Source organism: Dysosmobacter segnis (genome assembly GCF_014297285.1).
Classification (GTDB): Bacteria; Bacillota; Clostridia; order Oscillospirales; family Oscillospiraceae; genus Oscillibacter; species Oscillibacter segnis.
Genome location: NZ_JACOQI010000015.1, coordinates 1 through 18,203 on the forward strand (window position 1 = coordinate 1; position 18,203 = coordinate 18,203).

The following is an 18,203-nucleotide window of genomic DNA, read 5'->3' on the forward strand; positions in this document are numbered from 1 at the left end:
CCTACTGCCCTGGCCAGTATGATTGACATCGGAGTGGCCGGAGAAAACCGAAACACCATCCTAATCATTGCGGCGGTGATGGCAACCCTGGCCATTCTGCGGCTCTGTGTTTATTATATTTGAGCTATTCACAGTAAAGTTGGACATTTGTATTCAGCGGGAGAAAATAACCTTGACAAATCTCGTCTCAGAAGGCCATGCTTTTGCAGTATGCCAGGGAGCATCACTTCCCCAACCCAACCTTTTTCGTGGATGACGGTGTAAGCGGTGTGACCTATGACCGTCCCGGCTTTCAGGCCATGCTGGCCGAAATCGAGGCGGGACGGGTGGCCGTGGCGATCGCCAAAGACCTTTCCAGACTGGGCCGCAACTCCGCGCTGACCGGGCTTTACACCAACTTCACCTTTCCGCAGAACGGTGTTCGTTTCATCGCCATCAACGACAACTACGACACCATTGACCCTAACCGTGTGGACAACGATTTTGCGGGCATCAAAAACTGGTTCAACGAGTTCTATGCCCGGGACACCAGCCGCAAGATCAGAGCCGTCCAGAAAGCCAAGGGTGAGCGAGGCGTACCCCTGACCACCAATGTGCCCTATGGCTATGTAAAAGACCTGGAGAACCCCCGCCGCTGGGTGGTTGACCCGGTAGCCGCTGATGTGGTGAAACGCATCTTCGACCTGTGTATGAAGGGCCGTGGTCCCATGCAGATCGCCAACCAACTGAAAGCGGACAAGGTGCTAACGCCCAGCGCATACAGGGCCTTGCAGGGCATCAAGACCCCAAACAAGAAACCGGAGGACCCCTGCGACTGGCACAGCAGTACCGTTGTGGCGATTCTGGAACGGCGGGAGTACACGGGCTGTACGGTGAACTTCAAGACCTATACCAACTCCATCTGGGACAAGAAGCAGCGGGACAATCCCCTTGAGAAGCAAGCCATCTTCCCCAATACACATGAGGCCATCATCGAGGAAGCCGTGTTTGAGAAGGTACAGCAGGTGCGCCAGCAGCGGCATCGCAATACCCGTACAGGCCGAAGCAGCATCTTTTCCGGGCTGGTGTACTGTGCCGACTGCGGTGAGAAGCTGTATTAAGGGGCGACGAACAATTACCGACCGGAGGGCGCGTTCTTTGACTGTTCTCTCCATTAGAAGCACAAGGACAAGTGCGGTACTCATTACATCCGGGAAACCGTACTCAGCCACATAGTCCTGAAACACATTCAGGCTGTGACGGGCTACATTCTGCGGCATGAGGCACATCTCCGTGCAGTGATGGAGGAACAACTCCGGCTGGAAAGCAGTGAGCAGATCCGCATCCGAAGGAAACGGCTGGAACGGAACGAAAACCGCATCGCTGAACTGAAACGGCTGTTCATCCGGATTTACGAGGACAACGCCTGCGGACGGCTGAGTGATGAGCGCTTCGATATGCTGAGCCTGACCTATGAAACGGAGCAGAAGCAGTTGGAGACCGAGTGCGTAACTTTGCGACAGGAAATTGAAGTACAGGAACGACAGAACGAAAACGTTGAGAAGTTCATTCAGACGGCGCACAAGTATGTGGGCATCGATAAGCTGGACGGCTACGCTCTGCGGGAACTGGTGTCCGCCATCTATGTGGACGCACCGGACAAATCCAGCGGGAAGCGTGTGCAGCACATTCACATCCAGTACGATGGGCTGGGCTTCATCCCGCTGAATGAGCTGATGAAAGAGGAAACGGCGTGACCGAAGTCACGCCGCACCCTTTGAAAACTCAAGGTTTTCACCATTTTTTCATTTTACTGTTTTACGACCACCCGGCCAATGATGTGACCATTATGAAAGAGGGGCACCCAGAAGCGGGTACCCCTCTATTTTGGTGGGTCAGGTTGGAATTGAACCAACGATGTTTCAGATGTCACGGTTTTACAGACCGCTGCGATCGCCAACTACGCGCACTGACCCATATGGCGGAGAGCGCAGAACTCGAATCTGATATCACTTCTGATACGATCCGCTTAGCGGGCGGTCCCCGGGCCTTCCGGGTTCACTCTCCAAATATGGCTGGGGTGGCTGGACTTGAACCAACAAATGCCGGTGTCAGAGACCGGTGCCTTGACCATTTGGCGACACCCCAGTATATTGGCAGGGATAGGGCGACTCGAACACCCACGGGCGGTTTTGGGGACCGCTGTTCTTCCGGTTAAACTATACCCCTGTATGATGATGGTGATGCCTGCGGGATTTGAACCCAGCATTACAAGCTTGAGAGGCTTGCGTCCTAACCAATTAGACGAAGGCACCAGATGGAGATACGGGTCGGATTCGAACCGACGATTAACAGCTTTGCAGGCTGTCCTCTTCAACCTCTTGAGTACCGTATCATGGCTGGGATAGTTGGATTCAAACCAACAGTGGCCGGCATCAAAGGCCGGTGCCTTAGCCGCTTAGCAATATCCCAGTATTATGGAGATCCGCGCCGGACTCGAACCGGTCATTGCAGCCGTGAAAGGGCTGTGTCCTAACCATTTAGACGAGCGGACCGTATGGCAGGGAGAAGTTCTCCCTGCATATTAAGCAACCGAGTGATCGGTAATGAGGATATCATCAATACGCACATGCAGCAGTGCAGCAAGGGCGATAAGATTATCTACAGTCGGCAGCGCAGTGCCGTTTTGCCACTTGTAAATGGCCTGCGGGGAATTGAAGCCGAATGCCATTTGTAGGTCATGCACCGTCAGCCCCGCTGCTTTGCGAAGCATCACAATATTGGTGCCTGTGCGAGCAAGGTTGATCGTTGGAATGTTCATTCTCAAATACACCTCCTATCTGAATTATTTGGCCTCATGGGCATGAAAAAGCCGCTTGTCTGCACTCAAGACAAGCGGCTTCAATAATTCAGAGAAGGAGATCCTGATAGACCGATTCTTTCAGGTCAACAGGTACTCAATCCGATCATATTCTTCTGCTTATCTTGATATGGGCGTGCTTCGCAAAAGCTATATTCCTCGCACTGGAAGATAGCCTGCCATTCGCTCATATAGAAGATAGCGGAAGAAATAGTCTTCATAGTTCTGCGTCCTTTCTGTAGAGATTTGTTCTTGGTTTCTGACTGTACTATACCACAACTCTTTCGGTTTGTCATTCAACTTGTGGTTAAATATCGCTGTTTTCTGGAGAGATGACACCATTCTCAACATAGTATCGGTAGCTGCCGTCGATATTGACCTTGCCCCAGTGCTTAATATCATCATTCTCTTCAAGCTCATCTGGATGGATACAAAAGTCGTCGATCTGGTCGCCATAATCCTCGTCGGCATATACCTGACAATAGTATCCGCCTTCATTAGGCTCACAATCTGGCGTTGCAGAAACATAAAGGCCCCTGTACTCCATGGTCATCGACTCCTTGTACAAAAAATGCGGTCCCAATATGTCAGAATGCACAAACCGTTTCAAGTGCAGTTTTCACCCATTACACCAGGCTACAGCCTCTTTGAATTGCTCCCATGTAATAGCTGTACCGTATTCATCATAGATGCTGAACTCGGGATTGTCGCGGAGCCACTGCTCTACGGAGAAAATGTCTCGAAACCCGTTCTCGACTCTCCAGGAAAAATGACCGGCTCTTGCTGTGCCGATCACGACGGACGCACTTTCCGGTTCCTCAATCTGAAAGAGGAACTGATTTGAGATTTTATTAAGCAGTTCATCCATTGTGTCCTCCAGGTCAGAAGTGACGGGGATTTCTTTGATCCGGTTGATGCAATCCGCCTGGATTGCGATTAGCTTTTCCTGAAGAGCAGCCACTTCTTCAACGACCTGTCGTTTCATAAATTCATATTGCGTACTCATTGTGTTTCCTCCCATGAGTCATGACTGCCGTGCACTGCCTTCAAGGCATCTCTATGCGCAACCTCTTCAACAAGATAGTCAGCCTGTGCGACCATGGATTTTTGTTGTTAAGCTTTACATCCAGAACCGTCCGGACAGACACCCGAACACGATGGAAACCACGCCCTGGATCATCAGGAACAGCCCCGCCAGAACGGACAGCGTCACCGCCGCAGCCAAGGGGTCCATAAAGGAGAGGAATCCAGCCGCCGCCATTAGCAGGCCGAAGGCTGTCACCCAGCCCCATCCCCGCACTCCAAACCGGCGCAGATCAAAGGAGTTTACAAATTTCGTGATGCCGGAGAACAACAGCCACATACCCAGAATATAGGGCAGGGTCATCATGGTGAACATCTGGTTGCACAGCAGGAAGATGGACAGCAGCACCGTAAGGATGCCATCCACCAAAAACCATCCGGAACCGTAAATACTGCTGCCCGCCGTGGCAAAAATCATAATATCTACCGCACCGGAAAATAACATGGCCATTCCTAACAGGAAGGACAGCCCGCTCAGGGCAGCGCCGGGATGGAGCATACATGCACCACCCGCCACGATCAGCAGCACACCTGCCACGATCCACAGCACGCGGGAAACGGTTTTATTCATACATCATGCCTCCTAAGGAAAAAGAGGGGGATCCAACTTTCCTCCCGTCGATCCATTCGATCTTGTTTCGTATCCCCGCCCGGAACCCGGACGGAAATACGACGCAGGACCGCCGTTAAAAGAAACCGGCCGGGACCCGTCCTTGCGGGCCCCGGCCATTTGGTCACTCAATGGCGATAGCGGTCTGAGCAGGCACCTGCTTGACCTCGGCCTTGGGGACGAACAGCTTCAGAACGCCGTTCTCATACTTGGCCTTCACATCCTGAGGCTCCACATCCTCGCCCACATAGAAGCTGCGGCTGAGAGAACCGGCGTAACGCTCCTGGCGGATATAACGGCCCTTCTTATCCTCCTCGTCCTTGTCCAGTCCCTTGGCGGCGCTGACGGTCAGGCAGCCGTCCTGCAGCTGGATCTCTACCTCGTCCTTCTTAAAACCGGGCAGGTTCATGTCAATCTCGTAACCGTTCTCGACCTCCCGCACATCGGTGTTCATCAGGTTCTTCGCATGCTTGCCGTACAGCTCATGTTCGGCATTCGGGAACATTGCGCTATTAAAGAAATCATCAAACAGGTTCTCACTAAAAATACTGGGTAACATAAATTGTTCCTCCATTCAATTCCCGCTCTCGGTTCCGGGAGAAGCTCCCGGTCCGGAGCTTGAGTATTTATAATTTGATTTGATCTCTTGGGGGGGATCTCTTTATCCCTCTCCCTAAGATCGTGTTCATTATAACCCCGTTTTTAGCAATGTCAATATACGAGTGCCAACGTTTACAAAATCAGCGATCTTTGTTCACACTTTCCTGCTATTTTTGAGTATTCGTTTTGTTATATTCGATTTTTCTTTGGTTTCGATTTAAATTATCGTCATTTTGTTTATAAATTAAAAACTCGCATCTCGACTTCTTTACATAGAGGGCGCCGGCCTCAGTCAAATCAACAGAGACTTCCTTGCCGGCTTCTTCCCAGGATACGGTGTAACCGGCATCCGGCGCTTCGTATAACCACCAGCCGATATTGTCATACTGGTCTTGCATAGTGTACTTCAGCAAATCGCGCAGTGCGAGCAGGTAGAGATTGTCCTTGTCGAAGGCAGGAAAACCATCGCACATTTTACTGAGGGCCTTATCGAACTCATCAATACGAGCCTCCTGCTGGCGTATCTTCTCAATCGTGCTCAAAAACAGTGCTTTTGGCAGCACAGGCAGCACTCCTTTCTTATTCATGCGCGGATAGGATTTCTTTCAGCGTTCTCGGCTCGTAGCCCATGTAAGGCATCATGCAGCCGACATTGATGGCGCGAATGGGCTTTCCTTGTTGAACATTCAGTTTCTTGTTCTCGTTGAGCTCTTTGACGCATTTCTGGAAGAATGCCTCTTCCACAGTATTATGAGTATGGGCGTAGAGAAGAATCGATCCGCGATGCTGGCCGTTCCACATCAGGATGGGATAGTGCATCAAGCAGAGCTTGTATGTCTTTCCATCAAAGGAATCGGCAATCTCCCGGTAGTCAGTGATTTCCTCAAAGAGCCGCTGATAGCGATAGTCGGACAGGTCATCGTGGTTACCGCGAAACAAAATCTTCTTGCCCTTCAACTGGGCAACCAGCGCGAGTAGTGCACTGTTCTTACCCCGCATGGCCATATCGCCCAGGATATAGACGGTATCACCGTTGTTGATCTTGGCGTTCCAGCGTTCGAGGATGTACTGGTTCATCTCTTCTACCGTAGCGAACGGGCGTCTGTCGTAGTTTCTGCCTTCATCTGTCTGGTTGCGGTTGAATAGGTGCAAATCTCCAATGTAATAATTCATCCGATCCCTCCTTAGGTGATACGGTAGATCACACGGATTTGAGAGGCAGCCCGATCACCATAGGACTGACCCGCCCGGTAAGGGAGCGCATCATTGAAGCACTCAACCTGATACTTCAGGCGCTCCACCATAGCCCGGATGTTCTCTGTGTTTGCAAAGGTGTCGTTCCAGCGATAGAGCACATACTCGTTTCGGGTAGCCTGAGGCAATTCGAGCAACTCGTGAGCGGTCAGGTATTCGTAAATTTCGTCAATCTTGTGTTCTTCATAAGCTGCAATCTGGTTGCGGGTGACATAGTATTCCATCTGGTACGGGCCATTGAGCAGCCGTTCAAAATCATCGAGATTCCCGGCTACATAGAAGCGCTCCAGTCGAAGACTATCCTCTCGGCCTTCAAAAGTACTTGCAAGTAAAAGCTGCTGCGTGCTCTCAGCCAAGTCATCAAAGCCAATGGCCCATGCTCCGTTCACCTGATCCTCCAGCAAGCCAATAAAGCTGCGTGAAATGGTGGCGAGGTACTGATGACGCAATTTGCCGTCAATATCCTTGGTATGGAAGTCGATGTTGTACCACTTGCCCTCGTACTTGGCCTCGACCATGAAATCATAATAGGTGCTCATGAGATATCATCTCCATTCTTTTGGTTTGGTGCATCATCCAGAAGTCCCAGCGCTTCCACAATCTCCGCCTGACGATGCATGCGGCGAAGCATGTCCTTTTCTGCCGCAACGGAGGCTTCGCGAGGGATCATAGTGTAGTCATTATGCATGATCCGAATCTTGTCCACTTCTTTCTCGGTGTGGTAGTGGGCGAAATACCATCGCTCATAATCGAGTTTCGCCTCGATCTGCTCCAGCCATACTTCGGTAGACTTGTCCACGGTGCTCTGATCGATCATGGGCAGAAAGACCTCGGTCGGCTCATACTTCAACGGGCCGGTATGAGACAACACGATATCAATCTTCCAGCTGCGCTCGGCGAGGACGCGCTCCACCTTGGCTTTGATTTCTTCGGAAGGCTGTTCATCTGGGAACCAGCTCCAACCACGGGCCAGACGATAGTATTTATCCACGCTGTAGGCGCCGCCGATGACAATGCAGGAATTGCCATTGAAGTCATAGACCTCGCCGTCAATGGCGAACAGGATATTAGGATAAGCCGGCTGCATCCATACCTTGCCACCGTGATATTCAGCGACCTCATAACCGAGCTCTTCGGACGGGCGCATCTCGTGATTGCCGTGTAGGCAGAAGAAGGTGATGGGTACCTGGGCAAGTTGGTCTTTCTTCTTTCGGTCCCTGCGGTCATTGTAGTAGTTCAGCCCTGCGTCGCCCAAGATCACAAAGGTGTTTTCCGGTTCAACCTCTCTGCGTGCGCAGAACTCGATCACGCGCTCAAATTGCCCATGGGTGTCGCCAGTTATATATACTTGGTTGCGAGGGGCCAGGATTTCCAGCAGATGGGCTCGCACCTCTTCCTCAGAATAGTATGGGCCCTCTTGTGCTTCTTCGAGCATGGCCATCAACTCTTTTGCTGCTTCTTCTCTGTCCATTTTTATTCACTCCTTTTCGTTGGCAGGAGTTTGGATACTCCCAATACCACTTACGGATGACAGGATTGCTTAACAACAGAATCAAACGAAATTGGCGCGACGATGGAGCTACCCATTGCCGCGCCTTTCTTACTTAACCCATTGCCAGCTCCTGGCTCTGGTTGTCCTTGGCAACAATCTCTTCAATCAACTTGCTGTCATGGCGCATGATGTAATCAAAGGTGTCTTTGAGGGAGAGGAAGAGACGGGGCTGTGTATGGAACTTCTTTGTGTTCCCGCGCTCGGTGACGAGATTGATATGCTCCAGCCGAACGGGCCGCAAACTCATGTCGATACGCCACTTGCCGGCCATGGTCTGCAGCGTGAAATACCGCATGTCATATTCGAAGGGCAGACAGTGCTGCGTACAGAGCTGAATCAGGGTGTCCGTAGTCTCGCCGTGTCGCTCCTTATTGGTGATAGGAATTGAGAATTTTACATCCTGCTTGGGACTGGGTCTGCAATGGCGGCAAGGAGAATAGCCGGCTCGCACAGCGTCCTGATACCGCGCAAAACCCCTGAGCTGGTTGAGCCCGGTAATCTTAGAGCAGTTTCTTGTGTGGAAGGTGCTATACCCCTTGCTTGCCCAGAAAGCAAGACCGGGTTGCGAAAGGGCCATGACGGTATTGCGCTCAGCCTCCGTCAAATCGCCGCGCTTGAAAGCTGTTTCACGTTCTTCTTTAGCTCGCTTGAACCGACCAAGTGCCTTTCGTTCTTCGCCGTTCAGATTGCGGTTTTCCGCTTTCTGCGGCTTGTTTTGCTTTATCGGCAAAGAAATGCGCTTGCGCTCTATCGGCACGGGCTTACAATGTTTACAGGGCCGGCGTCCGCTCTTCAAGCAGGTCTCATAGGATACGGTACCCTGAATGTCAAAGGATAGCAGCACATGGGAGCAGTTTCGTGTATGAAACACCTTGGACTGCTTGGAATACACATAATTGTAATCAGAGCGGGTGATGGAGTCCTGGTTACGATCCCAAAGCGCATCCAGAAATTCATCATGGCAGCAGGCGCAGGGTTTATACCTCTTCCGGATCGGTGCCTTAAACGAAGTGTATGCCGGCAGGTAACGGTTATCCGGAAGCAGCTCGCAATCAGAGTGGTGCAGCAGCTGGGTTGAGGTATCGTAGAGAAGCGGAAACACCGGTGATCCTTTCAGAGCAGTGGTGTCCTTTACCCACTTCTTGGGTGGCGCCTGCAGATTTCTTTGCTGGAAATCGATGCTTTGAACGAGAGACTGTATCGCCAAAACATCATTGATGGAACAGTGTGCAGGCTCTGGCGTCGTGATATCTCTTGCCGCACAAATCTTGTAGGGACTTCCTACGGCACCTTTCTGACCGGCCAGGAACCCGTAGATGTAGTCGGAGAGGAATACTACCATAGAGACCCGATCACGGATCTGTGCTACCTTGGTGAACATGATATAGAGGTCATAGGCCTCCTGGTGCCACCAGCAGAGAATGTCCTCGGGCTGTAGCCAGTGCTCAAAGGCGTCAAGTGCCGGATAGAGCGAATCTGCATTCAGAAAGTTGTCACGAGTCCAACCGGAGAAGGCCATGTGATCCCACTTCTGGAAGGTGATATCCTTGGGCCGAAAGAGTACAGAGAAGGAATCCACCGTCTGCCATTCTTCATCTACACGGATTGCCGCAAGCTGTGTTGGCCAGTGGTTTCCATGGCGATTTGTAACCCACTCCATATCGATCAGAACATACATCTCTGTCACCTCTCCTTTGTGAGACCTATCGGATTATGGCCATAGCATACAATAGAGGGTGTCCAAAAGAACGGACAGCACATATGTGTACCCTGCGGGGAGGTAGTAATTACAGTACAACGCCGTGTTTTTTTCAAAAACTATGTTGCACTTTCTCTGTTTTGGTGTCTCATATATGGGGGATCAAAATGAACATATTGCAAAAGCTGTTTCAAGGAAAATGCATTCCTGTTTCAGAGCATGGCGGGAACTCATATTGTGAATATGAGGTAGCCGTGGAAAAACTTTGTAAGATTGCAGAAAACCTGCGACAATATGGCGTGCCGGAAGAGCTGATTTCTGCGCTTGATAAAGCGGAGAACGAGATCCTTGCATTGGAAGAGGAGCGGATGTTCCGTTTTGCGATTCGATATGGAGCAGAATTACAGCGAGAGCTTATGTGAAAGGGACAGGCCATTGCGGCCTGCCCCTTTCGCTATTATGAGGTTTTCTTCTTCCGTTCCTGCTCCCGTTCAACCTGTTCATAGGAGCCGATGTACCCAAGTCTGTATTCCAGAAGAAGCGTGTGGTCGATCATACTCATGCTCTCAAGCCCTCCGACTGCGTCAATAACCCTCAGCGCCGCACGATAGCCACAATAGAAAGCGTGGCAGGCAAAGGAGTGAATGCGTTGGCCCCAAGCGCATTCCAACGAGACAACATGCTCCTTGTTTTCATCCGTCAGCTCCTCGCCCAGCTCCTTCCCCAGGCGGAGAATCTCGTCGTTGCGGGCGTAGTAGTCTACATGGCGCTGCATACCGGGCATCTCCATAAGGCTTTTCATGAGGTAGCGATCGAAGCCATCCTCTGTTATCCCATTCCCACTGAAGAACAACTGGAAGCCAGAGAACAGGCCCGCTTCAAACCCATAGTGGGAGGCGTATTTGCGATTCTGCCGATAGCGCTCTTCCATCGTCTTCAACTTCTCCATTTGCTCGGAACTGAGCACTTTGGGCAACTCCAATCTTGCCGCATCATACTCGCCCTCTTCCGTTGCGAATGACTCTACTGCCCATGCATCGTACTCCTCGCTGATATATGCGTCGTAGGTGGAGTCGAGGGCACGCCTTTTCATGTTTTCCAGCATACTTGCTACGCTCATTTTTACTATCTCCCTTGTACTATATTGATACTAATCGTACCAGATAAGTACATAATAAGGGGAAGTAAGCGCAAAACTTGTCGAATCATGGGGAGTGCGCAAAAAAAGATATGCACCTACCGAAAACCGGCAGGTGCATGGCTTAGCAGATTCGCTTTATGACAGGTATCGCATTGAGTGCGATCTCCACACAAGCGTCCTCTTGGGCTTTTGTCAGGCCCATATTCTCAAGTTCCCGGCGTACTCTGCGCTCGAGGGGAAGTTCAGTTTTACCGGCGAGGTAATCCAGGGACACATCGAGTATATCCGAAATGTTGTCTAACAGAGCGTAACTGGGTCGTCTGGTACCATTTTCGATATGGCGCAGAGACTCCGGGGCAATGCCAAGCTGCTCAGAGAGTTGTTCCGCAGTCAGTTTCCTGAATTGCCTCGCAGTCCGTATTCGGTTGCCCATTACATGTAAATTGGTGCTCATTGAACATCTCCTACCTATCATTATCTTTCTTTAAGTATAGGAGATTAACGGCGACTCAAAAATGAGCAGGACAGTACGGATAATACCAAATTAGTACGATTGCAGGAATTATCGCTGACAAGAAAAAGGACGCCTTCTACCAGTATAAGCAGAAGGCATCCTCATGTTGATTGGTTATTAGATGTAGAATTCTTTCAGATCGTCCAGTCGAAGGCAGGCGAGGCGCCGCAGCTCTGTCTTATTCCCGCACCCACAATCGATATCGATCAGCCCGTTTCCATGCCAGACGGCGAAGGGACTTTCCATATCGCCACTCATGTAGCAGGTGGGCGTATGGCCGACGACTGCGATGCGATCCTCGAAGTACGGAGGATCATCCGGTTTAGGCCTCCTCCAAATCCGATCATCCGGGTCATCTGACGGCATGGCATGAACCAGATGGAATTTGCGGTCGCCAACCTCAACATCAAAATGATCCGGCAGCGTACTCAGGAAATGTATGATCCTGCTTCGCTCAGCGAGCGAACATACATAGAGCAGCTCTCGATATGTATTACTTCCACCATTCTCTAGCCATAACCGTCTGCTTCCATACACACTGTTGGGGCCAAGGGTATCCAGACACATTTGCTCGTGGTTGCCTAGTAGCATGAACATGTTCGGTGTGTCCTTGATGATTTTGAGTATCTCCACGCCTCCTGGATGGCGATCTATCACATCGCCTATGATGTATAGCGTATCGTCTGAAGAGAAATTGATCAGGTCGAGCATCGCCTTGAAGCGATCCAACTCGCCATGGATGTCGGACATACAGTATATCACTTGCGATGCCTCCTTCTGAAAAAGTCAAGTCTTGATTTGTTTTGAAATCCCTCTATAATCGTCTGTAAAGAACACGAAAGAGGAGTAGAGAAGATGAACCAATCCGTATTGCCCGGTTTCGAGTTCCTGCTGATGGTGACAAAGGAAATTATGCAGGAGTATCCGAAAGCGCAGACTGTTGGCGAACTGGATGAAATGCTCCTGAAGGTCTGTCATGAGGCAAATAACGAGTCAATATCGGATGCTGAATTCCGTGGCATGATCTACGACCTGATGCTCAGGAAAGTAGAGCTCATGGAGGATCGGATGCCAAAGGTCCAGCTTACCTAAAGATATCGCACTCGCTGTCCAATAGAACGGACATACCCTACAATACCATTTTTCCTCTTCACTATCAAGAGGTTGAAGGCCCCCGACATCGTTATGGATGCCGGGGGCTTCTTGTTAGCTCACTTGCACATACTGAGTTTCGATGACTTCACTGGGAGGCACGGAAGCAAAGGGCTGTCGGGACCATGCGGGGGCCATAACAGGAAGCAGAGAGCCGGACTCGGCCAGTTCATAGGCACGCAGCATATCTTCCGCAGACAGGTTCGGGGTCCGGGTACGAGGCGGTGCAATCTTGGTCAGATCAAAGATGATCGCGCCCTGCTCAGGCCAGGGCACGCCATAGAACCGGCGCGGCGTCTTCGCGGTTTCCCAGCCCAGCTTGCTCCGGATGATGTGGGTGAGCATCCGGTTACTCACAGTCGTCCACTTTTTTTGACCTTTCAGATCATCGGCAGTGCGACCGGCCATAAAGGGCACGGCGCACTTGTCCTTCGGATCACAGGCCTGAATGGCCAGCGTGCAGCCATCCGAGCTGATCAGCAGACGAATATGCTCCGGATAGCCCAACTCAGCGGCACTCAGATTATTGAACCGTATGCTCGAGTGGGCGATGCGCGCCTCAGCGGCGCTGAAGGTGCGAAGGGTCGGGTTGACAATGCGGAATTCAGACATGCAGGCATTCATACATCAATGTCCTCCTTGAATAGTATCGGATGTAGTGAGGAGAGAATTCCCTCTCCAGTAATTTCTTCGAGAATAACAGCTTCGCGATCGGGCATAGAGATCCGGTTCTTTGCCTCACGCCACTCCTCCTTGGAGATCAGAGGCGGGTGAACATCACGCATCCGGTACCGTTCCACCTGGCCCAGATTGCGAACGCGCTTGTGAGCGAACAGGTCTACACATAGGCTCTTTTGCATAATCACATCTCCACAGTATCGGTCGTTGCCGAGAATGTAGGTGACGGAAGAGATCGTCCAGCACGGCTTCTTTCCGGTGGGAGTGGGGATACCTTCGTGCGTCAGTATCTTTGCGATCTCATATGGGGTTTTACCCCCGAGATAGAAGGCGAAGATCCGAATAACTACACCGGCTTCCTCCTCATCCACGACAAGCTTGCCATCAACATTCTGATATCCGTAGGGCTTGACCAGTTTGGGAATGCCCTTAGCAAATCGCTGTCGGATACCCCAGGCAACGCTGATGGACTTGTTGACGCTCTCGTCCTGTGCAAATGCGGCCAAAACGGTTAGGAGCAGTTCGCCATTTTGGGATAGCGTGTTGATGTTCTCTGTTTCAAAGTAGATGCCGACGGGTGGCGATAGGGCTCTCAGGTCACGGGCGTACTTGATGCAGTCCACGACATTACGGGCAAAACGGCTGACAGACTTTGTGACGATGAGGTCGATCTTGCCAGCCTTACAGTCCTCAATCATGTTGTTGAAGTCCTTGCGGTTCTTCACCGAAGTTGCTGAGATGCCTTCATCGGCATAGATGCGAACCAGCGTCCAATTCGGGTGCTTGGCAATGTACTCGTTGTAGTACTGTTGCTGGATTTCAAAACTCTCTGCCTGCATTTCGGACATCGTACTGACTCGGCAGTACGGAGCAACCCGATAGATAACATCATCGGAATGCTGAGGAGCCATGTCCTCTCGGGCAGGCATTCGCTCTACCTGTTTCCCATCATGGAACGCCTCGCGGATCCTTTGCTTGCGATTCTCGTTTTTACTTTCCTGGGCCAAAATCGTTTTCTCCTTCCTTATGGTATCTGGAATAGAAGAAGGCGTGAGGCGGGGGCAGCTGGATCTTTCCCTGAGGGGTATAGACCCTGATCCCATGCCGGTTCAGCTTCTGGCCAATCAAGGTGTAGCCCTCAGTGCTCCTTGATAATCTGGATGGATCAACAATCAGCACGCAATCATAGGCGCCGTGTTTTCCATCTCGGATCAGCGTTTTGATGCTCTGCCGCTGCGGGTCAGTGCCACTTTCAAAAACAGTCACTTCTGCCACGACGGTAAGGCCGAGATCCTCAGCAGCCTTTCGCAGCATCTCAAGTTGGCTGTTCATGGCTATTTGGTTGGGTTCATTTGCGGTGCCGCCAATGCGGCAATATATGCAACAACGACTCATTCGCTTTCGTCCTCCAATTCATATTTCCGTACAAGACGGTAGAATGTAGATGCGCTGATCCCGAGCTGTTTATAGCACTGGACAGCGGTGATTTGGCCCTGCTTCCACTGGGGGTAGTAGGTATCCCAGCCTTCGACGGTGCATCGTGGCCGGCCAAACTTGACGCCTTTTAGGTGTGCAGCGGCAATGCCCTCTGCCTGTGCCTTAGACTTGGTATCGACCTCGAGCTGTGCTCCAAAAGAGAGCACAGCGAGGACGATATCGGTGATGACGCTGCCAAGCAGGTCCTTATATTGGGTGGTGTCGAGGATGGGGGTGTCCAGAACAACGATATCAACACCAAGAGTCTTTGTGAGAAACTCCCATTCCGCGCGGATGGCAGAGTAGTTGCGACCGAAGCGGTCGATGCTTTTGACAACTAACACATCTCCTTTTCGCAAGATGGTGTTGCGCAGGGCCAAATAGTTGGTTCTCTCAAAGCTGCGGCCACTCTGCTTGTCCACATAGATATCACGCTCTTCGATCCCAGACTCCAGGAGTTCCAGAACCTGTCGGTCCTCATTCTGATCCGTGGTGGACACGCGAGCGTAACCAAAGCGTTTGTTACTCATATGCTCACCCCTTGGTCCGGAACATTCCCATAACGCCACCGAGCTCGGCGAGGTCATCTGCAGCAAGGCTTGATCCATTTGTCTCCGGAGCCGGAGTTTGCGCTGAGATCTGCAACTCGCCGCTGGAGATCATTTCGGTAATGATCTCCTTCACAGTGCTTGCAATCCACTCCTTGCTATGCTCATCAGCAACCTCAGGGCAGCTGGTGTAGTGTAGTATGGCGCTTACAACCAGTTCAGACATACTGCGTGGTCGCTGGCGAAGGATTTCCAGAGCACGCCGGTGCCGAAAGTCCATCTCATTGAACTGAAGGACCACACGGGCCTTTTTATTGCTGCCCATTTGCCGCCACCTCACTCTGGTAGAGGAGCTCATAGCCGCGAGCATTGGCATGAATATCCTCGATGAAAATGGGGAAAGCTACTTTGTTACCGCGTTCGATCATTCCACGCAGGAGCAAGGAACCGCCACCAGCAAAGACGCATTTACTGGTGGAGACATCAACGCCTCGCTCACGCAGGAAGTTGTAGAACTCCGTAAGGAAGTCATTGGTCATGGTACGGATCAACTGCTGTACCTCGCCGGGAAGGACGGTGGGTTGGTTTCGGATGACCTCGTCGATATCGCAGTCTTCCAGGATCCGGGCATAGAGCGCATTACACTTGCTTGCGATACCGTTGTAGAGGGTAATGACACCCTTCTCGAAGCTCTCTACCACCGCCAGATCCGGATGGCCGCTGCGTAGCTTCAGGACATCGATGGTAAAGCCGCCAATGTCAATGATATAGGCGACGGAATGAGCTTTCAGCGTGCCGAACTGGGTAACGGCAGCCGCAAATGCCTGGGGATAGCTGAGTACCTTGCTGACCCGGATCGAGTAGTACTTTCCGTTATACTCAAAATCCACGATCTCGCGTCGGCGCAGGAAGTACTGCTCGAAACGGCTGTGCAGCTGCTCATAGTGTGCGGGAGGCAGACCCACAAGCAGGGTAATGTCAATGGGATCGAGTGTCTCGGGCACCTTGCGGCGCTCCAGCTCCTTGGCGATGGCAAAGAGGGTGAGGACATAGAAACGCTCATCCTCCGTCTTATCGCGGAGATAGGCGATGCGCTGCTCTGTCAGCGTATAGTACTTGTTGTTCCAGCAGATGTAGTCCGTTTTGAAGCCCTGGAGCCCCTCGGATACAATCAGGCCGGAAGTGAACAACGCGTTGGGGGTCTTAATCGACTTATTGCCGTGATCGACAGAAATAATCATGGAAATTTACCTCCTTATCCGGTGAAACAAGGCGAGGCGGGAAGCCCCGCTTGATGTGTCTGTTAGTATTTACGCATAGTGTTTTCTTAGAACAACAACTACGCAAAATGTTTTTCTGCGTGTAGTTTAGTGGTCTTGCAGAAGACCCCGGAGCTTCTTGAGGGCTCCGTTGACCGACTTCAATGCAGCGTTCATATGGCAGCCTTCCCGCCTTGCAATCTCACGGATTGACATATTATCCATGAGCATACGGATGCGGCGCTGCTGGATGGGCGTCAACTGAGAAATCGCCGCATAGAGCTCTACGACCTGCTCGTCCCAGATCAGAGCGTCCTCAAGCTCGTTAAGCGTAAAGTGCTGCGGCATTTCCTCCAGATCGTCCATCGGGGTCCAGTCGCGGTGATATACTTCCTTTCGATGAATACGCTGAGTTTCGTTCTGCAGCGCACGCCATTCTTCGTACAGCTCATCGCTGACGGGAATTTCCTGATAAATGCCATAGTAGTCCTTGATTTTGATTGTCTTCATGTGTTACCTCCAAGTCGTTTCATTAGCGGATGCGGACGAACGACTTGAGGGGGGCGCACGGGCCCAGTAGCTGGCTCTTGACATGGATTACGCTCCCAATCAGGGCAACAAAAAAGCCGGCCACTCTCGTTTTCGAGAATGGTCGGCTCTTTGTTCCGGTATTGGCTGGCGCACAAGGGTATGAAAAAAGCCCCTCGGATCATAGACCCGAGAGGCTATAGGTGCTCCAGCATAATCCATTATACCGGCTGAGTCTCTACACTACAATTTCGTTTGGCTCTCAATTTCCTCCCAATTTTCTATCATGTTTTCTCTCATCTGACTGCCACATTGTCTCTCATTTGTCTCTCACGAGACTTCCACCTGAGCGGTGACGCTACCGCTTTGCTGCAGGTGCTCCCTGATGATCAGATCAGGGATTACGACACACCAGAGGCTTGCCGCATAGGCACGGATAGCTGGCTTGATGTGCCGATAGTATGTAGATGAGGAGATTCCGAGGTTGAGATATGCTTCCTCATTTGAGGTGCAGTAGACATCAAAGTACCTTGCCTGGAGGATGTTGAAATAGGTGCCTCCATTGGGCGGCGTGTCCTTCACGAGCACCAGGGCATCCTCCATAACGGACAGAAGCTGCATGGAGTGGCCCATCTCGGCAAGGCGATCGGCGATGCGTTTCCGGTCAGTGTCACGGTCATAGTCGATGGCCAGATTGATGAAGTCGGAGATGCTTTGCCGTCTACCTTCATAGCACTCTTCTTCCATCTCACCGATGCGAGAGGCAGTCCTTCGAACGGCGGGGCCGTAAATCTGGAGCAGCGCCAAAGTCTTATCAATATCCTCCTCGGTGAGGGTACTGGTGATGTCAAAGGTTTTCAAGTAGTTCTGGAATTTACTCATTATTCGTCCTTTCTGCCAGGCCTCTTTAATGGTAAAAGTTGAAGGAGCCAAGAACTTTGGCATAGGCCTTGGACTTATTGTGGAGGATGCGCTTTTCGCCGTCCGCCTTGACTTTACGATCTTTCAGGTAGAGATAGAGTGCGAAGGCTCCATTTTCCTTCACGACGATCAGGTCACCGTCATTGATCTCGGCTGCCCTCTGACAGAACAACACGCTGCCGGTGGAAATACCGTGCTCCTGATAACGATGTCCATCGGCCATAATGCAAAAACACTTTTTGGGAATCAGACCAGAAAATCCGTCGATCTGGATGGAGCCATAGCCATTGCTCAAAATGGGGTGTCTGGCTTGAGTCGTTTCAACTGCTGTGTTTATAGTCAATACCTC

The 18,203-nt window shown here is 51.3% G+C and carries 27 protein-coding genes and 7 tRNA genes; 4 read left to right on the forward strand and 30 right to left on the reverse strand.

The features are described 5' to 3' along the window. Positions 1-179: 179 nt before the first annotated feature. Positions 180-1,100: a recombinase family protein gene (locus tag H8Z83_RS20215; protein ID WP_256181770.1), complete on the forward strand. Its 921-nt coding sequence runs from the start codon at positions 180-182 to the stop codon at positions 1,098-1,100. A gap of 180 nt (positions 1,101-1,280) precedes the next feature. Continuing rightward, positions 1,281-1,736, forward strand: coding sequence for a DUF4368 domain-containing protein (locus H8Z83_RS19665; RefSeq protein ID WP_227145533.1), 456 nt, complete (start codon positions 1,281-1,283; stop codon positions 1,734-1,736). Between the two features lie 131 nt (positions 1,737-1,867). Here the strand turns inward: H8Z83_RS19665 and H8Z83_RS13285 are convergent. From H8Z83_RS13285 to H8Z83_RS13365, 18 genes are all read right to left on the reverse strand, one after another. Further along, positions 1,868-1,955 (reverse strand) — tRNA-Tyr (locus H8Z83_RS13285). Positions 1,956-2,051: 96 nt separating this feature from the next. Beyond that, positions 2,052-2,127 (reverse strand) — tRNA-Gln (locus tag H8Z83_RS13290). Positions 2,128-2,133: 6 nt separating this feature from the next. After that, a tRNA-Trp gene (locus tag H8Z83_RS13295) sits at positions 2,134-2,208 on the reverse strand. Positions 2,209-2,217: 9 nt separating this feature from the next. Then, a tRNA-Glu gene (locus H8Z83_RS13300) sits at positions 2,218-2,294 on the reverse strand. Between the two features lie 3 nt (positions 2,295-2,297). After that, positions 2,298-2,374 (reverse strand) — tRNA-Cys (locus tag H8Z83_RS13305). Between the two features lies 1 nt (position 2,375). Next, positions 2,376-2,451: transfer RNA gene (locus tag H8Z83_RS13310), tRNA-Gln, on the reverse strand. Positions 2,452-2,457: 6 nt separating this feature from the next. After that, positions 2,458-2,534 (reverse strand) — tRNA-Glu (locus H8Z83_RS13315). Between the two features lie 29 nt (positions 2,535-2,563). After that, positions 2,564-2,800 (reverse strand): helix-turn-helix domain-containing protein, encoded by a 237-nt coding sequence (locus H8Z83_RS13320; RefSeq protein ID WP_108979729.1) that lies wholly within the window; start codon positions 2,798-2,800, stop codon positions 2,564-2,566. Positions 2,801-2,925: 125 nt separating this feature from the next. Beyond that, entirely contained in the window at positions 2,926-3,060 is a 135-nt protein-coding gene (locus tag H8Z83_RS19920; protein WP_256435340.1) for a hypothetical protein, read from the reverse strand. Positions 3,061-3,146: 86 nt separating this feature from the next. Beyond that, entirely contained in the window at positions 3,147-3,386 is a 240-nt protein-coding gene (locus H8Z83_RS13325) for a hypothetical protein (RefSeq protein WP_162497703.1), read from the reverse strand. 72 nt (positions 3,387-3,458) lie between these two features. Further along, complete coding sequence (locus H8Z83_RS13330) at positions 3,459-3,845, reverse strand: hypothetical protein (protein ID WP_108979727.1); 387 nt, start codon at positions 3,843-3,845, stop codon at positions 3,459-3,461. Between the two features lie 114 nt (positions 3,846-3,959). Continuing rightward, positions 3,960-4,493, reverse strand: coding sequence for an HdeD family acid-resistance protein (locus tag H8Z83_RS13335; protein WP_187015496.1), 534 nt, complete (start codon positions 4,491-4,493; stop codon positions 3,960-3,962). A gap of 163 nt (positions 4,494-4,656) precedes the next feature. Further along, positions 4,657-5,091 (reverse strand): Hsp20/alpha crystallin family protein, encoded by a 435-nt coding sequence (locus tag H8Z83_RS13340; protein WP_148337218.1) that lies wholly within the window; start codon positions 5,089-5,091, stop codon positions 4,657-4,659. Positions 5,092-5,299: 208 nt separating this feature from the next. Next, positions 5,300-5,695 carry a hypothetical protein gene (locus tag H8Z83_RS13345; protein WP_187015497.1) on the reverse strand — a complete coding sequence of 132 codons (396 nt, stop codon included), beginning with the start codon at positions 5,693-5,695 and terminating at the stop codon, positions 5,300-5,302. Between the two features lie 16 nt (positions 5,696-5,711). After that, a complete protein-coding gene (locus H8Z83_RS13350) occupies positions 5,712-6,305 on the reverse strand; it encodes a metallophosphoesterase (protein WP_108979723.1) in 594 nt (197 codons plus the stop codon). Between the two features lie 11 nt (positions 6,306-6,316). After that, on the reverse strand, positions 6,317-6,925 hold the full coding sequence (locus tag H8Z83_RS13355; RefSeq protein WP_147560840.1) for a hypothetical protein: 609 nt from the start codon (positions 6,923-6,925) through the stop codon (positions 6,317-6,319). Further along, positions 6,922-7,857 (reverse strand): metallophosphoesterase, encoded by a 936-nt coding sequence (locus H8Z83_RS13360; protein WP_227145523.1) that lies wholly within the window; start codon positions 7,855-7,857, stop codon positions 6,922-6,924. The genes H8Z83_RS13355 and H8Z83_RS13360 overlap by 4 nt, the downstream gene beginning before the upstream one ends. A gap of 133 nt (positions 7,858-7,990) precedes the next feature. Continuing rightward, complete coding sequence (locus tag H8Z83_RS13365; RefSeq protein ID WP_177696120.1) at positions 7,991-9,616, reverse strand: 3'-5' exonuclease family protein; 1,626 nt, start codon at positions 9,614-9,616, stop codon at positions 7,991-7,993. Positions 9,617-9,804: 188 nt separating this feature from the next. Between H8Z83_RS13365 and H8Z83_RS13370 the strand changes: the two genes are divergently transcribed. Continuing rightward, complete coding sequence (locus H8Z83_RS13370) at positions 9,805-10,059, forward strand: hypothetical protein (RefSeq protein ID WP_187015498.1); 255 nt, start codon at positions 9,805-9,807, stop codon at positions 10,057-10,059. A 35-nt stretch (positions 10,060-10,094) separates the two neighbouring features. Here the strand turns inward: H8Z83_RS13370 and H8Z83_RS13375 are convergent, their stop codons facing one another. From H8Z83_RS13375 to H8Z83_RS13385, 3 genes are all read right to left on the reverse strand, one after another. Continuing rightward, positions 10,095-10,757: a hypothetical protein gene (locus tag H8Z83_RS13375; protein WP_187015499.1), complete on the reverse strand. Its 663-nt coding sequence runs from the start codon at positions 10,755-10,757 to the stop codon at positions 10,095-10,097. 142 nt (positions 10,758-10,899) lie between these two features. Then, positions 10,900-11,232 carry a helix-turn-helix domain-containing protein gene (locus tag H8Z83_RS13380; RefSeq protein ID WP_187015500.1) on the reverse strand — a complete coding sequence of 111 codons (333 nt, stop codon included), beginning with the start codon at positions 11,230-11,232 and terminating at the stop codon, positions 10,900-10,902. Between the two features lie 177 nt (positions 11,233-11,409). Then, on the reverse strand, positions 11,410-12,042 hold the full coding sequence (locus tag H8Z83_RS13385) for a metallophosphoesterase (protein ID WP_177696124.1): 633 nt from the start codon (positions 12,040-12,042) through the stop codon (positions 11,410-11,412). A 105-nt stretch (positions 12,043-12,147) separates the two neighbouring features. On the opposite strand from H8Z83_RS13385, the gene H8Z83_RS13390 reads away from it, so the two are divergent. Continuing rightward, complete coding sequence (locus H8Z83_RS13390; RefSeq protein WP_187015501.1) at positions 12,148-12,384, forward strand: hypothetical protein; 237 nt, start codon at positions 12,148-12,150, stop codon at positions 12,382-12,384. Positions 12,385-12,498: 114 nt separating this feature from the next. Here H8Z83_RS13390 and H8Z83_RS13395 read toward each other — a convergent pair whose 3' ends face one another. The 9 genes from H8Z83_RS13395 to H8Z83_RS13435 all read right to left on the reverse strand — a co-directional run bounded on the left by H8Z83_RS13395 (position 12,499) and on the right by H8Z83_RS13435 (position 18,197). Further along, positions 12,499-13,068, reverse strand: coding sequence for a hypothetical protein (locus tag H8Z83_RS13395; protein ID WP_108979715.1), 570 nt, complete (start codon positions 13,066-13,068; stop codon positions 12,499-12,501). After that, positions 13,065-14,129, reverse strand: coding sequence for a recombinase family protein (locus tag H8Z83_RS13400; protein ID WP_187015502.1), 1,065 nt, complete (start codon positions 14,127-14,129; stop codon positions 13,065-13,067). Before H8Z83_RS13400 ends, H8Z83_RS13395 begins: the two co-directional genes overlap by 4 nt. Next, a complete protein-coding gene (locus H8Z83_RS13405; protein ID WP_147560805.1) occupies positions 14,113-14,517 on the reverse strand; it encodes a recombinase family protein in 405 nt (134 codons plus the stop codon). The genes H8Z83_RS13400 and H8Z83_RS13405 overlap by 17 nt, the downstream gene beginning before the upstream one ends. Beyond that, positions 14,514-15,128 (reverse strand): recombinase family protein, encoded by a 615-nt coding sequence (locus H8Z83_RS13410; RefSeq protein ID WP_187015503.1) that lies wholly within the window; start codon positions 15,126-15,128, stop codon positions 14,514-14,516. The genes H8Z83_RS13405 and H8Z83_RS13410 overlap by 4 nt, the downstream gene beginning before the upstream one ends. Before the next feature lie 4 nt (positions 15,129-15,132). Beyond that, the gene (locus H8Z83_RS13415) at positions 15,133-15,471 is read right to left on the reverse strand and encodes a hypothetical protein (RefSeq protein WP_108979711.1); all 339 of its coding nucleotides are present in this window, start codon (positions 15,469-15,471) and stop codon (positions 15,133-15,135) included. Continuing rightward, positions 15,458-16,387, reverse strand: coding sequence for a ParM/StbA family protein (locus H8Z83_RS13420; RefSeq protein ID WP_148341853.1), 930 nt, complete (start codon positions 16,385-16,387; stop codon positions 15,458-15,460). Before H8Z83_RS13420 ends, H8Z83_RS13415 begins: the two co-directional genes overlap by 14 nt. A gap of 126 nt (positions 16,388-16,513) precedes the next feature. Next, positions 16,514-16,915 (reverse strand): RNA polymerase sigma factor, encoded by a 402-nt coding sequence (locus H8Z83_RS13425; RefSeq protein ID WP_148341852.1) that lies wholly within the window; start codon positions 16,913-16,915, stop codon positions 16,514-16,516. A gap of 348 nt (positions 16,916-17,263) precedes the next feature. Then, positions 17,264-17,815 (reverse strand): hypothetical protein, encoded by a 552-nt coding sequence (locus H8Z83_RS13430; protein WP_108979708.1) that lies wholly within the window; start codon positions 17,813-17,815, stop codon positions 17,264-17,266. 25 nt (positions 17,816-17,840) lie between these two features. Then, positions 17,841-18,197, reverse strand: a complete 357-nt coding sequence (locus H8Z83_RS13435; protein WP_187015504.1) for a S24 family peptidase — start codon at positions 18,195-18,197, stop codon at positions 17,841-17,843. Between the last annotated feature and the right edge of the window lie 6 nt (positions 18,198-18,203).

Coding starts and splice junctions, on each gene's coding strand:
- H8Z83_RS19665 (WP_227145533.1), top strand. CDS start 1,281: ATGGAGGAACAACTCCGGCTGGAAAGCAGTGAGCAGATCCGCATCCGA.
- H8Z83_RS13320 (WP_108979729.1), bottom strand. CDS start 2,800: ATGAACATTCCAACGATCAACCTTGCTCGCACAGGCACCAATATTGTG.
- H8Z83_RS19920 (WP_256435340.1), bottom strand. CDS start 3,060: ATGAAGACTATTTCTTCCGCTATCTTCTATATGAGCGAATGGCAGGCT.
- H8Z83_RS13325 (WP_162497703.1), bottom strand. CDS start 3,386: ATGGAGTACAGGGGCCTTTATGTTTCTGCAACGCCAGATTGTGAGCCT.
- H8Z83_RS13330 (WP_108979727.1), bottom strand. CDS start 3,845: ATGAGTACGCAATATGAATTTATGAAACGACAGGTCGTTGAAGAAGTG.
- H8Z83_RS13335 (WP_187015496.1), bottom strand. CDS start 4,493: ATGAATAAAACCGTTTCCCGCGTGCTGTGGATCGTGGCAGGTGTGCTG.
- H8Z83_RS13340 (WP_148337218.1), bottom strand. CDS start 5,091: ATGTTACCCAGTATTTTTAGTGAGAACCTGTTTGATGATTTCTTTAAT.
- H8Z83_RS13350 (WP_108979723.1), bottom strand. CDS start 6,305: ATGAATTATTACATTGGAGATTTGCACCTATTCAACCGCAACCAGACA.
- H8Z83_RS13355 (WP_147560840.1), bottom strand. CDS start 6,925: ATGAGCACCTATTATGATTTCATGGTCGAGGCCAAGTACGAGGGCAAG.
- H8Z83_RS13360 (WP_227145523.1), bottom strand. CDS start 7,857: ATGGACAGAGAAGAAGCAGCAAAAGAGTTGATGGCCATGCTCGAAGAA.
- H8Z83_RS13365 (WP_177696120.1), bottom strand. CDS start 9,616: ATGTATGTTCTGATCGATATGGAGTGGGTTACAAATCGCCATGGAAAC.
- H8Z83_RS13370 (WP_187015498.1), top strand. CDS start 9,805: ATGAACATATTGCAAAAGCTGTTTCAAGGAAAATGCATTCCTGTTTCA.
- H8Z83_RS13375 (WP_187015499.1), bottom strand. CDS start 10,757: ATGAGCGTAGCAAGTATGCTGGAAAACATGAAAAGGCGTGCCCTCGAC.
- H8Z83_RS13380 (WP_187015500.1), bottom strand. CDS start 11,232: ATGAGCACCAATTTACATGTAATGGGCAACCGAATACGGACTGCGAGG.
- H8Z83_RS13385 (WP_177696124.1), bottom strand. CDS start 12,042: ATGTCCGACATCCATGGCGAGTTGGATCGCTTCAAGGCGATGCTCGAC.
- H8Z83_RS13390 (WP_187015501.1), top strand. CDS start 12,148: ATGAACCAATCCGTATTGCCCGGTTTCGAGTTCCTGCTGATGGTGACA.
- H8Z83_RS13395 (WP_108979715.1), bottom strand. CDS start 13,068: ATGAATGCCTGCATGTCTGAATTCCGCATTGTCAACCCGACCCTTCGC.
- H8Z83_RS13405 (WP_147560805.1), bottom strand. CDS start 14,517: ATGAGTCGTTGTTGCATATATTGCCGCATTGGCGGCACCGCAAATGAA.
- H8Z83_RS13410 (WP_187015503.1), bottom strand. CDS start 15,128: ATGAGTAACAAACGCTTTGGTTACGCTCGCGTGTCCACCACGGATCAG.
- H8Z83_RS13415 (WP_108979711.1), bottom strand. CDS start 15,471: ATGGGCAGCAATAAAAAGGCCCGTGTGGTCCTTCAGTTCAATGAGATG.
- H8Z83_RS13420 (WP_148341853.1), bottom strand. CDS start 16,387: ATGATTATTTCTGTCGATCACGGCAATAAGTCGATTAAGACCCCCAAC.
- H8Z83_RS13425 (WP_148341852.1), bottom strand. CDS start 16,915: ATGAAGACAATCAAAATCAAGGACTACTATGGCATTTATCAGGAAATT.
- H8Z83_RS13430 (WP_108979708.1), bottom strand. CDS start 17,815: ATGAGTAAATTCCAGAACTACTTGAAAACCTTTGACATCACCAGTACC.